Here is a 12,707-nt window from a genome sequence, read left to right as displayed (position 1 = left end):
AGTTAAAAAATGATTCGACTCCCCAATGAGGACCAAATCAACTTGAGTGAAATTGCAAACAAGCCAATTTGCACCCACAGGAAAAAAAGTTTGTCAGGAATTTTCTTGGTCAAAATTGCGCCTGCAAAGGTGCCTGCAATGGCAAAAGGCACCAAGTAAGCAGCTTCCATCAGATCGCCCCACTGGTAGGGTCTCAAGTCTTGATAGGGCCATATTTTGGCGAGGTTGATCGCTGCAAAAACCAAAGTTGCCGTTCCAGCAAAATCGGCCTTTGAAAGTTTTTGAGGCAGCACATAGACCTGAAAAGGCGGCGCTCCCGCATGGGAGATGAAGCTTGTAAAGCCCGCCAAAGAACCCCAGAAAATTCCGGGCAAAGTTTGGGGTGGTTTGGGTGGGTCATCGTTGACTTTTCTAAACCAAGCATTCAAACAAAACAAAACGCCTATCAAGCCAATCAAAAAAGTAACCAGCTCTTCAGAGATCACCGAAGCAGTGAGCCAGCCCACAAAGACCCCAAAAAGTCCGCCTTGTATGAGAACTTTGACATTGAAAGAGCTGAAATTCTTGCGATAAAGCCATACACCCACCACGTCTGAAATAATGTAAATGGGCAACAACAAGGTGGTTGCATGAATGGGCGAAATTGCCAAAGAAAGGACTGGCACCGCCAGCATGCCTGTAGACGGTAAGCCGCCTTTTGAAAGGCCAATCAATACAGAGCCCAATGCTGCGTAGAAAAAATAGGTGGTGTCAATTTGCATTACTTGACTGTTTTCGCATCTTGACTGAACAACAGATGCCTTGAAGCTTCGTTCACATTGGGTTCAGTATTGATCGATCTTGCCAGGGCATAGGCACGTTGTGTGGCTGGGCGGTCCTGAACTCGCTCAAACCACAATTTCAAAGCTGGGAATTCAGCCAAATTTTGACGTTGTTTTTCATGCGGCACGATCCACGGGTAGATAGACATATCGGCAATAGAGTATTCGCCACAAATGTAGGGGCCCGCCTGAGAAAGATGTTTATTCAATACGCCATACAGGCGTGAGGTTTCCCTCACATAGCGGTCAATGGCATAGGGCACAGGCTCTGGCGCATATTGAACAAAGTGATGGTTTTGTCCCGCCATGGGCCCCAAGCCACCCATTTGCCAAAAAAGCCACTTCAAACACTCAACTCGCCCTTTCAAGTCTTGCGGAATGAATTGTCCTGTTTTCTCCGCCAGATAAAGCAAGATGGCACCAGATTCAAATAGATTGATTTTTTCACCCTGACCGGCAGGATTATTATCAACCAGTGCTGGAATTCTGTTGTTCGGGGCAATCGACAAAAATTCCGGATTGAACTGCTCGCCCTTACGGATGTCGACCAACTTCATCTCGTAATCGATCCCGGACTCCTCCATGAACATGGTGATCTTGTGACCATTGGGAGTTGTCCAGTAATAAAGCTCAATCATTCAATGTCCCTTCATCCGAGTCGTGGCGCCCGGAATGATGCGCAAGAAAATCCCGACACAATCATCAAAGAATTAGGCAAAGAATGCAAAAAAACTTGATCATGCGATCACTTTTAGGCAGTGAGGGAGGCTAATTTAAGTGAATGAGTCAATAAAATCAAGACCCGATTGGACAATAAATAGGGCAATTTAATTGTGGATTTAAAAAAGCGTGTGACAAATAAAGTACCGTTTCTTTCCTAAAATTGCCACCCATGACCTCTATCTCACTCAAAAAAGATTCTGGCACGCAGTTGAATGCCGACACCCCCTGCCCCAGTTGTGGCGGTATCTCTGCTCAAATCATTGCCAATCGAGATGGCAAAACCAATGAAACTTTGATCACTGTTTCCTGCAGCGATTGTGGCTTGGGCCGCATTGACCCTTTGCCCACAGATCAAGAATTGGCTGAATGGTATGCAAAACAGTATCGCCAAGCTTACAAATCTGCGGTGCAGCCAGCCCTGCGACATGTTTTGAGGGCCGGTCGCAATGCCCAACAGCGCTGGCAATGGCTGCTACAAAACAGCGATGGTTTATTAAACGACAAACTTGCCCATTCAAAACAAAGTTTAGACATTGGCTCAAGCAGTGGCGAGTTTGTTTATTTGTTGCACACCCTGGGATTCAAAGCCAAAGGCATTGAGCCGCATGAAGGCTATGCCACCTATGCGCGCAACAGGCTGGGCATCGATGTCAACAACGGAACACTGCAACATTGTTTGGCCAGCGAATTGCCGCGTTCTTTGGACTTGGTTTCCATGTTCCATGTGCTTGAGCATTTGCCCGAGCCCATTGCAGCCTTGCGCAACATTGGCGAAAAACTCAAGCCAGAGGGTTTGCTCTACATCGAGGTACCCAACGCTTTGCGCTTGTGTTCACCCCATTACATGTTTTTCAGAGCCCACACCCTTTACTTCACCGGCCAAACCTTGCGCAACTTGCTGGAAAAATCTGGTTTCAAAATTGTGTCCCACAACCACGACGGCTCAGACAATTTGAATGTGGTGGCTCAGTATGTTCATTCGCACAACATGAATCACGGCAGCGATGCCACTCACCCACTGGTATCGGCGCAAAATGCGCGTCAATGGGCGCCCTACCTGTTGCAGCAATTGAAAGATGGTCAACCCATGCGCAAATGGCGGATGCGACAAGAGGAAAAACGCACTGCAGCTCAATATGAAAACGGTCAAGCGCTTCTAGACGCTTTGTACGAAAAACACTAGTTTCACGGGTTGGCTTAAAAAGCCATCATTTCCCAATACGTGGAATTCCGATTAAAGTAGTTGAATTCTCAAACGAGTTCAATTGCCTCAAAGATGACCAGTCAAGCTTCAGAACCGGCCAAAGTCAGCGCCAAAGATTTGCTCATGGTTCTCATTGTGACGGTTTCGTGGGGCATGAACTACCCCGTCATGAAGTTTGTGGTCAACAGTTACCCGCCTTCTGCGTTCAGGGCTTTTACCTTCATTGTCGGTTTTGTCTCCATCGGAATTTACGCGCATTTCAAAGGTATTTCTTTGTCTGTCATCAGCAAAGAAAAATGGCCAGTCTTCAAGTTAAGCATGTTCAACATGGTGGGTTGGCACCTGCCCATGATCTATGGTGTCAGCATGCTCAACTCAGGGCGCGCCGCCATCATTGGGTACACCATGCCAGTTTGGGCCTTGTTGGCCAGCGCTTTGCTTTATCGAGAAAAAATAAATGGTCGGTCAATTGTGAGCATTGTTTTGGCCATGACGGCGGCTCTGATACTGGCCTGGGGAAGCCATGAGCAATGGGGCAATCACCCGCTGGGTGTTGGGGTCATGCTGGTTGCCGCGGTCACATGGGGTATTGGCAATGCCATGGTCAAAAATACGGTACTGGCGCTTCATGGCGTGGCCCTCACCTTCTGGGCTTTGTTCATCGCTTTTGTCTTCTTCGTTTTCCTCACCATTGCATTTGAAAGAGATCAGTGGGCATGGCCCAACTTTTTGCAATGGCTGGCCATTTTGTATGGCGGCGTCATCACATTTGCCATCAGTTATGTTGCCTGGTTCCATGTTGCTAGAAAACTGTCGGCTGTCTCAAGCGGACTCTCCATCATGTTGGTACCCGTCTTTGGGGTCACAGGGGGGGCTTTGGTGCTTGGGGAGTCTGTTGCCCTAGCGGATATTTCAGCACTGATTTTGATCTTGATTGCCATGGCGGTGGTACTCACGCCCAATTTCAATCTCAAGCAATTGTTTCAACGCAAGTCAGACACCCAATAACTGACAGGTCGTTGCGAATGCAAGGTTCCTATTCAGCCATCACCCCTTTTGGTTTGTGAATCTTTGTATCAATTAGGGTATTAGCGGATGTGATTTCAATGCCTCTCTCATAGTATTGAAAAGTCATTGTTTTATAGCAATGCTTCAATCAATTATGTTGAAGAGGATTTTTCAATGAAGTCGCCAGAGTTTTCGTACCTCAAAGCCCAAACCATGGCTGATGTTTTTTCAGCGCTTAAAACACATGGTGACGCCGCGCAATTGTTGGCAGGCGGACAAAGCCTTTTGGCCATGCTCAACTTGCGCATGGCCAACCCAAGCATATTGATCGACATCAGTGGTCTTGATTCACTCAAGGGCATACAACAAAATGGCAATGTGATTCGCATTGGCGCACTAACCACCCACCATGAAATTGACTCTTCTCACATCGTAAAAGAGCACATTCCTCTGCTTGCGCAAGCAGTGCCATATGTGGCTCATTTGGCCATTCGCAACAAAGGCACCATTGGTGGAAGTTTGGCTTTGGGCGATCCGGCAGCTGAGTACCCCGCAGTGGCACTGGCCTTGAATGCCACGCTCATCATTCAAAGTGCTAAAGGCGAGCGGCGTGTCAAAGCCAGCGAATTTTTCATCAGCCTTTACCGAACAGCCGTACAAGCAGATGAAATACTGATCGGGGTGGAGTTTCCCATTGCCAAGCCAAACCAACGTTTTGTGTTTTCAGAACTGGCCCGCCGCAAAGGCGATTACGCCATGGCTGGCATGGCCTTGGCTTTGAGCTTAGAGGGACAAACCATTCAGGATGTCGCCTTGGCCTTCATGGCCATGGACGACAAACCCATTTTGGCGCCACGTGCCATGAAGGCCCTGACTGGGCAATCCATCAACTCGCAAACCATTTCACAAGCCCAAGCTGCGCTAGATGAAGACCTTCAGCCGGCTGGCGATTTATCGGCCAACGCGGCCACCAAAAAACATTTATCGCGGGTTCTATTGTCAAGAGCTTTGATACAAGCGGGAGCAACACATGTCTGAAAATTGCATGCATGCACAATTCACGGTCAACGGAGAAAATGTTGATGCCCACGTGCCAGTGCGAATGCACCTGGTTGATTACTTGCGTGAGGAAATGGGCCTCACAGGCTCACACTTAGGTTGTGAGCATGGCGTTTGCGGCGCTTGCCAAGTCATGGTTGACGGACAAGTTGTTCGCGGTTGCCTCACTTTGGCCATTCAAGCAGATGGTAAAAATGTACAAACCATTGAAGGCTTAACTGAAAGCCGGGAATTGCAACAGTTACAAGCTGCATTTTTAGAACACAATGCATTTCAGTGCGGTTTCTGCTCATCAGGCATGCTGCTCACTGCGCTGGAAATTACCAAGCATCACAAGCAGGCTACACGCGATGAAATTCGCGAATTAATTTCTGGCAACTACTGCAGATGCACAGGCTATCAGGCCATCGTCAATGCCATCGAATCTGTCTTGGTCAAATCTTCTTCTGAATCAGGAGTCAAGGTATGAATGCCCCTCACGAACTGCCTCTTCAAGCTGAGGGTGTTGACACCCAAGAAAACTACGTTGGACAAAGTGTGCCGCGCGCAGGTGCCAAAAAATTACTCGAAGGACGCGGTACCTACTTAGACGATTTGCGACTGCCCCGATTGGTGCATGTGGTGTATTTGAGAAGCCCTCATGCACACGCTCGCATCAAGCATTTGGATCTTTCGCAGGCACGCAAACAAAAAGGCGTTGTGGCTGTCTTTGATGGCCGCGAGGTCGCTGAATATTGCACGCCTTGGGTCGGTGTTTTGGGCCATCTCAAAGGCATACGATCTGCCCCTCAATATGCCATTGCGCCTGAAAGAGCGTGCTGGCAAGGTGAGGCCGTTGCGGCCATTGTGGCCCAAACCAGACGGCAAGCAGAAGATGCTCTCGACCATGTGCTGGTTGATTGGGAGCTGCTACCCGCCGTCACTGACATGGAAGCCTCGCTTGCTGGCGATGTGGTCATTCATCCCGATTTGGGTGACAACAAATGCTTCAACCGAGAGCTTGTGACCGAGGGCTTTGATGACGCCTTTTCCAAGGCCGATGTGGTGGTTGAAAAAGTCTATGAATTCAGCCGGCACACTGGAGTCACCAATGAACCGCGCGGCATCTTGGCAGACTACAACCCCGCAGAGAATTTGCTCACCGTCTATCAAGGCACGCAAGCGCCCAACATGATGCAAGATATTTTCTCGCGTCATCTGAACATCCCTGAATCCAACGTGCGCGTCATTTGCAAAGATGTGGGTGGCTCGTTTGGCATCAAGGTCCATGTCTATGCCGACGAAATGGCTACAGCTGCCATTGCGGTCATGCTCAAGAGACCCGTCAAATTTTCTGCCGACCGAATTGAGTCTTTTTTAACTGACATTCACGCGCGCGAGCACAAAGTAAAAATCAAGCTGGCCTGCACACAGCAAGGCGAGATCATTGCATTTGACATGTCTGACTTAACAGGCATTGGCCCCTACTCTGTCTACCCGCGCACCAGCGGCATTGAAGGCAACCAAGTGGTCAACCTCACTGGCGGCCCCTACAAACACAAGCAATACAAAGCCAAGTTGGACGTGGTTTTCACCAACAAAAATGTCACATGTCAGTACCGAGCAGTGGGTCACCCCATTGCCATGGCTGTTACGGAAGGCATTGTCGATGAAGCGGCCAGAAAAATTGGCATGGACCCCGCAGAATTTAGGCGGAGAAATTTGATTGCCGACGACGCCTATCCTTACACGGCGCCTTCTGGTGTCAAATTTGAAAAGCTTTCACACCACCAATGTCTAGAGAAATTAATGACCTTGATGGACTACAAAGGATTGCGCGCAGAACAAGAGTCATTGCGTGCTCAAGGCATCTACCGCGGCATTGGACTGGCTGCCATGATTGAAGTGACCAATCCCTCGCCCGCTTTTTATGGTGTGGGGGGAGCGCGAATCTCAGCACAGGATGGCGCCACCCTTCGACTCGACCCTGCTGGCATGATCTATGTTTTGGTCAGTGTCACTGAGCAAGGTCAAGGCACAGAGGCCGTGTTCACTCAAATTGCAGCCTCCGCAGTGGGCGTGAAGGTGGAAAACGTTCGTGTCATTACAGGAGACACCGCCGTCACACCTTATGGCGGTGGTACTTGGGCATCAAGGGGTGCAGGCATTGGCGGTGAAGCGGTTTTGCAGGCGGGCAAAGAACTTCGCAAACACATTTTGGATGTGGCCGCGGTCATTTTGAAAGTGGAATCTGCCACCTTGGATTTGGTCAACGGCATGGTGTTAGACAAGCTCAGCGGACAAGTGCAGATGCCATTGAGCGAGGTGGGCCGAGTTGCCTACTTCAGGCCTGATACTTTGCCCATGAATTTTCAATCAGAGCTTACTGTGACAAGGCACTACACGCCGCGTGAATATGGTTTTACATTCACCAACGGCATCCAAGCTTCCTACGTCGAAGTCGACCCTGAAACAGGTTTTGTCAAACTGCTCAAGCACTGGTGCGTGGAAGACTGCGGTACCGTCATCAACCCCATGCTGGTAGATGAGCAAATTCGCGGTGGCATTGTGCAAGGCATTGGCGGCGCCATGTTTGAAGAATGCATTTACAGCGACGATGGCCAATTGCTGAATGGCTCCATGGCAGACTATTTGGTGCCAATGGCGGGCGAGATGCCTGACATGATCATTGCCCATGTGCAAACGCCAACCAAAACATCAGAGCTAGGCGCTAAAGGTGTGGGCGAAGCAGGCACTGCGGGAGCGCCCGGCGCAGTGATGAATGCAATCAATGATGCTCTGGCGCCCCTCAATGCCAACGTGAGTGTGCAGCCTTTCACACCGCAGCGTGTATTGGCAGCACTCGGCAAAATTTAAGTACACCTTAGGAAATCCATGTTTTACGGCGAAATTGAAGGCAGTGGGTTCCAGGTCATCGAAGCAGAATTTGCAAGCTGTTTCGTAGGCCATGCGCGAGTTGAAAGGCTATGGACGGGTGGCCGTTGGTCAGAAGGTCCCGCATGGTTTGGTGGTGGGCGCTATTTGTTGTGGTCTGATTTACCCAACAACCGAATCATGCGATACGACGACACCGATGGTTCTGTTTCTGTGTTCCGCCACCCTTCAGGTTATGCCAACGGCAACACAGTAGACCAGCAAGGTCGATTGGTCACATGCGAGCATTACAACCGACGCGTTACCCGGACTGAGCACAACGGCAGCATCACGGTGCTGGCTGACAAATTCAATGGCAAGCGCTTGAACTCCCCCAACGATGTGGTGATCAAGTCAGACCATTCCATTTGGTTCACCGACCCCGACTACGGCATCATCGCCGATTACGAAGGCAAAATTGACCGCATGGAACAAGATGGTTGCCATGTCTACCGCATCGATCCTCACACCTTGGAAGTGGCGCAAGTCGCCAATGACTTTGACCACCCCAATGGCTTGGCCTTTTCCAACGATGAAAAACATTTGTTCATTGCCGACAGCGGTGGCACTGAGGGTCACAATCGGCCCAAACACATTCGCCGCTTTGATGTAGATGCCTCAGGCAAAACGCTAGGCTCCTCCATCGTCTTCGCAGAATGCCCCTCTGGTTTCTTTGATGGCTTCCGAATCGATCAACAAGATCGACTGTGGGCCAGTTCTGCGGAAGGGGTTATTTGCTACAGACAAGATGGACAACTGATTGGTAAAATAAAAATACCAGAGATGGTGGCTAACCTCACCTTTGGCGGCGTGCAACGCAATCGACTTTTCATTTGCGGAACCACATCGCTTTATTCGGTTTATCTCAAAGTCAACGGCTAAAGGACAATCATGAATCTACGCGTTATCTCTTCACACGCTCAGGCCATTCAGACTACTCCCGTGCTTACTGCCGAAGAAGCCATTGGCATTGCCAGAAAACTAGCCCCTTTGTTTGCCGAACGTGCAGCCCATGCCGAAAAAATTCGACGCGTTCCCGACGAATCCATTGAGGAACTCAATGCGAGCGGTTTGATGAGGTTAATGCAACCCAAACAATTTGGTGGATCCGAATTAGGTCTTGGGGTTTTGATGGACGTAACTTTAGAAATCTGCAAGGGCTGCGCATCAACGGCCTGGGTCTATTCCAACTTGGCTTCACACTCATGGAACGTTGGCCAATTTGAAATGCGCGCCCAAGAAGATGTGTGGGGAGACGATCCATTTGCATTGGCGGCTACCGCCCTGGCCTTCCCATGCGGCAAAGCGGTGCCTGTTGAAGGTGGCTACAAACTCACAGGCAAATGGCCATTCTGCAGCGGCATTGATGCCTGCACCTGGATCTTGGTGGGTGCCATGACAGAGCAAAATGGTGGTGCGCCTCAAAGACGATTCTTTTTAGTACCACAGGCCAATTACAAAAGCCTAGACAATTGGGAAACCTACGGCTTGAGCGGCACAGGCAGCCACGAAGTGGTGATTTCTGATGCATTTGTGCCCGATCACCTCAGTGTGTCTGCAGAAATCTTTGCTGCTGGCCAAAACTTGCCAGGTGCCAAGCTTTACAGCAACAAGCTGTTTCAAATGCCCACCTTTGCAGCCTATGCCTATGTTTTGTCAATTGTGCCTTTGGGTACTGCGAAAGCAGCTGTCGAACAATTTACTGCCAACATGCGCAACCGAGCCGGCACCTACACAGGAGCTCGCATTGCTGAATTGGCACCTGTTCAAGCGCGCATTGCTGAAGCAGCGGCCTGCGTTGAATTTGCAGAATCAGTTATTCGGCGCGATTGGACCGATCTTGAAAACGCCGTAGAGAAAAACGAGTTTCCAAGCATGGAAACCAAATTGCGGTGGAAACGCAATGCGGCATTTGCCACCAATTTGGCAGTTCGCAGCATTGATGCACTTATGCCTGCTGCTGGTGGAGGCGGATTGTCACTTAACTCCCCCCTACAGAGGCAATTCAGAGACATCCACGCATCTTCCACTCACATTGCGCTCACATGGGACATTCATGCTGCAGCCTATGGACAAAGCGCCTTAGGTCTGCAGCCACAAGGTGGACTGTTACTTTAATTTAAACAGTTTCTTGGCGTTGCCACCAGTGATCAAATCGCGATCACTTTTGGGCAAGCGCTTCACTGCAGAAACCAAGCCCAGCGGATCAACCTCGGCCATGTCATATGGGTAGTCTGTACCCAACATGACGTGGTCTGGTCCAAAACGATCAATCATGTTGCGCAACATGCCTGGGTCAAAGGTGATAGTGTCAAAGTAAAACCGCTCCAGATAGGTGGAAGGTTTGCGCTTGATCACCGTTCTGCCATCAGGGCGTGCGCCGTACACATGGTCCATGCGAGCCCAGTAGTGCGCCAAGTAGCCTCCAGCGTGTGCCAGCAACACTTTCAACTTAGGGTTGCGCTCCATGACGCCATCAAAAATCAAATGACTGACAGCGATGGTGGTGTCTAGAGGGTTGCCAATGACGTTGTTGAAGTAGTGATTTTCAAGTCGGCTGGCTTCGGTAAAACCATTGGGGTGAATGAACAAGGGAACGCCCAGTTCACTGACGGTTGCAAAAAACTTTTCAAGCTTCAAAGAAGGATCGGTTAAATTTTTGCCATTGACATGCGTGTTGATTTCAATGCCACGCAAACCCAAGTTCTTGATGGCGTGTTTGAGTTCTTTAACAGCCAGATCAGCGTTTTGCAAAGGCACTGTGCCCAAGCCAATGAGTCGGTCGGGATGCTGAGCAACCAACTTGGCCATGCCTTCATTGACATCTCGTGCCAGTTCTGCGCCAAACGCTGGCTCCGCAAAATAATAGTACTGAAAGGGTGCGGGTGACACTGCTTGAATGTCAATGCCCATGCGATCCATGTCTTGAATTCGCACCGACACATCTGACAACATGGGAGCCCGGTCACGCATTTGTTTGGCGTTGGTATCGCGCGTCAATTGGTTGGCATAAATGTGCCCAACTTCCTGTTCGATAGGCTTCATGACTGCCGCTTTTTGTCCGACAGTCGGGTTGAAATAATGGCAATGCACATCCACATTCAGATGCCCGTCTTTGCGTTTCGCCAATTTTTTGGTGGCCAAGGAGGTAAACATGCCTTTCGCACCCTTGGCTTCTTTGCCATGGTTGTGATAAGGGTGCTTGCAAGTTGGGGCACAAGTGAAAATCATGAATGTTCCTTCAAAAAAAATGGGGGGTCATGCAACGGGATTATCGGCCAATGGCGGCGTTCACCCTAGGCATCACTTCAGTGGCAAAAAGTTCCATAGAGCGCTTGGCCAGCGCTGGGTCCATCCAGTCGTGGCAGGCATACAGCAAGTTGCCAAAATCGCCCACTTCATCGCGGAAGGCCAATATTTGGTCGACGACTGAGTTGACCGTTCCAGCCAAGACCAATCTGTTGGTGACATATTGAGGCGTGATCAATGCATCGTCCATATTGGGATCGGTTTTGAACAAATTGCTGCGTCCACCGTTCAACAGTTTTCGCACCAATTGCTTGAAATAGAAGTGATAGGGACCACCCTCTTCCAATGCATATCTTTTGGCTGTGGCTTCATCATCAGCCACAAAAATACTCTTGGCAACTCGCCATTCATTGGGGTGCGCCACGGCTCCAATCTCAGCACGACCCTCAACATATTTTGGCCAATGTGAGTTCACCCACTCGGGCATGAGGAAGTTGGCGGAAATGGGTTGCCAGCCACGCTTGGCCATTTCTGTCACGCCCTTGGAAAAAGGAGCGACTGCGGTTCCCACAATGAGGGGATGAGGCTTTTGGAAAGGCTTCATGATGTAGCCTTGTCCAATTTCTGGAATCATAGTTCTGCCCACTGAGACCTTGAAAAACTCTCCTTCTAAGTCGTAGGGCGGCTCAGATTCCCAAATCTTCAACACCATGTTGATGCCTTCAACAAACATGGCATTGCGATCTTTACCGAAGTTGCCAAAGACCTCTGCATCCGACATCAAGCCACCTGGGCTAACACCCATGATGAATCGGCCTTGAAGCATGTGATCCAACATGGCCGCTTGGGCAGCGATGGCTGCTGGATGTGAGTTGGGCACATTGATGGTACCTGTGCCCAACATGATGTTTTTCGTTTCTGAAACCAGACTTGCCAAAAACATCATGGAAGACGTTACCGTCTCTGCGGCGTCTGTCACATGCTCACCAACATAGGCTTCGCTAAACCCCAAACGATCGGCCAAAATAATCGCTTCTCTGTCCTCTGCAATGGTTTCTCCCACATTGCGTCCTGGGGGATGCAAAGGCATCATAAAGGTGCTGTATTTCATAAGTACTCCGAATAAATTGAATGGTGGTTAATTGCTCTGCAAGGCCTCTGCAACCTGCACATACTGCCCCTGACAAAACAGCAATGGTGTTTTGCCTTCATATACATAATTTTCAACTTGGCCCAAAAACAAAACATGATCGCCCACCAAGATTCTCTGGACGGTTTTGCATTCAAAGGTGGCCACACAGTTTTGGATCACGGGCACACCGCCCAGTCCCTCGACGCATTCAACCCCTGCAAACTTGTCAGTGAGGGGTTTTGAAAATTGCTTGGAAAGTTCGACTTGCTCTAGCGCAAGCACATTGATAACGAAGCGTTCGGTTTGATCAAACACTTCCAAATTGGGTGACGTTGAAACCAAGCTCCACAGCACAATGGGTGGCTCTAAGGACACCGAGCTGAAAGAGTTGGCTGTGACCCCCACCCATCGCGACTGCGAGTTGCCTGAAGTAACCACTGTGACGCCAGTGCCAAAGCTACCTAAAGCCTTGCGCAAATCGCGTTTATCCCATACTGTGTTGATCTTGGTGTTCATTTGATTACTTTAAAGTGCTGAACGGACTCAACAGGTTGGTATTTTCCCTAAGTAACAGGCATTTATCGACACTTTTTCGTGG

The 12,707-nt window shown here is 49.6% G+C and carries 12 protein-coding genes; 7 read left to right on the top strand and 5 right to left on the bottom strand.

Annotated features, from left to right (window positions below; all coding sequences use genetic code 11):
• Positions 1 to 2: 2 nt before the first annotated feature.
• Complete coding sequence (locus B9Z32_RS12830) at positions 3 to 761, bottom strand: sulfite exporter TauE/SafE family protein (protein WP_108421812.1); 759 nt, start codon at positions 759 to 761, stop codon at positions 3 to 5.
• Positions 761 to 1,459, bottom strand: a complete 699-nt coding sequence (locus B9Z32_RS12825; RefSeq protein ID WP_108421811.1) for a glutathione S-transferase N-terminal domain-containing protein — start codon at positions 1,457 to 1,459, stop codon at positions 761 to 763. The genes B9Z32_RS12830 and B9Z32_RS12825 overlap by 1 nt, the downstream gene beginning before the upstream one ends.
• A 254-nt stretch (positions 1,460 to 1,713) precedes the next feature.
• Between B9Z32_RS12825 and B9Z32_RS12820 the strand changes: the two genes are divergently transcribed.
• The 7 genes from B9Z32_RS12820 (at position 1,714) to B9Z32_RS12790 (ending at position 9,846) form a co-directional block, all read left to right on the top strand.
• Positions 1,714 to 2,727, top strand: coding sequence for a bifunctional 2-polyprenyl-6-hydroxyphenol methylase/3-demethylubiquinol 3-O-methyltransferase UbiG (locus B9Z32_RS12820; RefSeq protein WP_108421810.1), 1,014 nt, complete (start codon positions 1,714 to 1,716; stop codon positions 2,725 to 2,727).
• Between the two features lie 93 nt (positions 2,728 to 2,820).
• A complete protein-coding gene (locus tag B9Z32_RS12815) occupies positions 2,821 to 3,756 on the top strand; it encodes a DMT family transporter (protein WP_108421809.1) in 936 nt (311 codons plus the stop codon).
• A 174-nt stretch (positions 3,757 to 3,930) separates the two neighbouring features.
• The gene (locus tag B9Z32_RS12810; protein WP_146179491.1) at positions 3,931 to 4,794 is read left to right on the top strand and encodes a xanthine dehydrogenase family protein subunit M; all 864 of its coding nucleotides are present in this window, start codon (positions 3,931 to 3,933) and stop codon (positions 4,792 to 4,794) included.
• A complete protein-coding gene (locus tag B9Z32_RS12805) occupies positions 4,787 to 5,284 on the top strand; it encodes a (2Fe-2S)-binding protein (RefSeq protein WP_199219999.1) in 498 nt (165 codons plus the stop codon). The genes B9Z32_RS12810 and B9Z32_RS12805 overlap by 8 nt, the downstream gene beginning before the upstream one ends.
• On the top strand, positions 5,281 to 7,671 hold the full coding sequence (locus B9Z32_RS12800) for a xanthine dehydrogenase family protein molybdopterin-binding subunit (protein WP_108421807.1): 2,391 nt from the start codon (positions 5,281 to 5,283) through the stop codon (positions 7,669 to 7,671). The genes B9Z32_RS12805 and B9Z32_RS12800 overlap by 4 nt, the downstream gene beginning before the upstream one ends.
• Before the next feature lie 18 nt (positions 7,672 to 7,689).
• Positions 7,690 to 8,610, top strand: coding sequence for an SMP-30/gluconolactonase/LRE family protein (locus B9Z32_RS12795; protein ID WP_108421806.1), 921 nt, complete (start codon positions 7,690 to 7,692; stop codon positions 8,608 to 8,610).
• Between the two features lie 9 nt (positions 8,611 to 8,619).
• Complete coding sequence (locus B9Z32_RS12790; protein WP_108421805.1) at positions 8,620 to 9,846, top strand: acyl-CoA dehydrogenase family protein; 1,227 nt, start codon at positions 8,620 to 8,622, stop codon at positions 9,844 to 9,846.
• Here B9Z32_RS12790 and B9Z32_RS12785 read toward each other — a convergent pair.
• From B9Z32_RS12785 to B9Z32_RS12775, 3 genes are read right to left on the bottom strand one after another with little or no spacing between them, the layout of a single operon-like run.
• Positions 9,838 to 10,959, bottom strand: coding sequence for an amidohydrolase family protein (locus tag B9Z32_RS12785; RefSeq protein ID WP_108421804.1), 1,122 nt, complete (start codon positions 10,957 to 10,959; stop codon positions 9,838 to 9,840). The two genes, B9Z32_RS12790 and B9Z32_RS12785, sit on opposite strands and share 9 nt — an antisense overlap.
• 40 nt (positions 10,960 to 10,999) lie before the next feature.
• On the bottom strand, positions 11,000 to 12,088 hold the full coding sequence (locus B9Z32_RS12780) for an LLM class flavin-dependent oxidoreductase (RefSeq protein ID WP_108421803.1): 1,089 nt from the start codon (positions 12,086 to 12,088) through the stop codon (positions 11,000 to 11,002).
• Positions 12,089 to 12,115: 27 nt separating this feature from the next.
• Complete coding sequence (locus B9Z32_RS12775) at positions 12,116 to 12,625, bottom strand: flavin reductase family protein (protein WP_108421802.1); 510 nt, start codon at positions 12,623 to 12,625, stop codon at positions 12,116 to 12,118.
• Positions 12,626 to 12,707 lie beyond the last annotated feature (82 nt).

It is taken from the genome of Limnohabitans sp. MMS-10A-178 (assembly GCF_003063375.1).
Taxonomy (GTDB): Bacteria; Pseudomonadota; Gammaproteobacteria; order Burkholderiales; family Burkholderiaceae_C; genus Limnohabitans_A.
This window is presented reverse-complemented; position numbering and strand designations above follow the sequence as displayed.

Bases quoted from the DNA above. Each gene is read 5' to 3' on its own strand.
- B9Z32_RS12830 (WP_108421812.1), bottom strand. From the start codon at position 761: ATGCAAATTGACACCACCTATTTTTTCTACGCAGCATTGGGCTCTGTA.
- B9Z32_RS12825 (WP_108421811.1), bottom strand. From the start codon at position 1,459: ATGATTGAGCTTTATTACTGGACAACTCCCAATGGTCACAAGATCACC.
- B9Z32_RS12820 (WP_108421810.1), top strand. From the start codon at position 1,714: ATGACCTCTATCTCACTCAAAAAAGATTCTGGCACGCAGTTGAATGCC.
- B9Z32_RS12815 (WP_108421809.1), top strand. From the start codon at position 2,821: ATGACCAGTCAAGCTTCAGAACCGGCCAAAGTCAGCGCCAAAGATTTG.
- B9Z32_RS12810 (WP_146179491.1), top strand. From the start codon at position 3,931: ATGAAGTCGCCAGAGTTTTCGTACCTCAAAGCCCAAACCATGGCTGAT.
- B9Z32_RS12805 (WP_199219999.1), top strand. From the start codon at position 4,787: ATGTCTGAAAATTGCATGCATGCACAATTCACGGTCAACGGAGAAAAT.
- B9Z32_RS12800 (WP_108421807.1), top strand. From the start codon at position 5,281: ATGAATGCCCCTCACGAACTGCCTCTTCAAGCTGAGGGTGTTGACACC.
- B9Z32_RS12795 (WP_108421806.1), top strand. From the start codon at position 7,690: ATGTTTTACGGCGAAATTGAAGGCAGTGGGTTCCAGGTCATCGAAGCA.
- B9Z32_RS12790 (WP_108421805.1), top strand. From the start codon at position 8,620: ATGAATCTACGCGTTATCTCTTCACACGCTCAGGCCATTCAGACTACT.
- B9Z32_RS12785 (WP_108421804.1), bottom strand. From the start codon at position 10,959: ATGATTTTCACTTGTGCCCCAACTTGCAAGCACCCTTATCACAACCAT.
- B9Z32_RS12780 (WP_108421803.1), bottom strand. From the start codon at position 12,088: ATGAAATACAGCACCTTTATGATGCCTTTGCATCCCCCAGGACGCAAT.
- B9Z32_RS12775 (WP_108421802.1), bottom strand. From the start codon at position 12,625: ATGAACACCAAGATCAACACAGTATGGGATAAACGCGATTTGCGCAAG.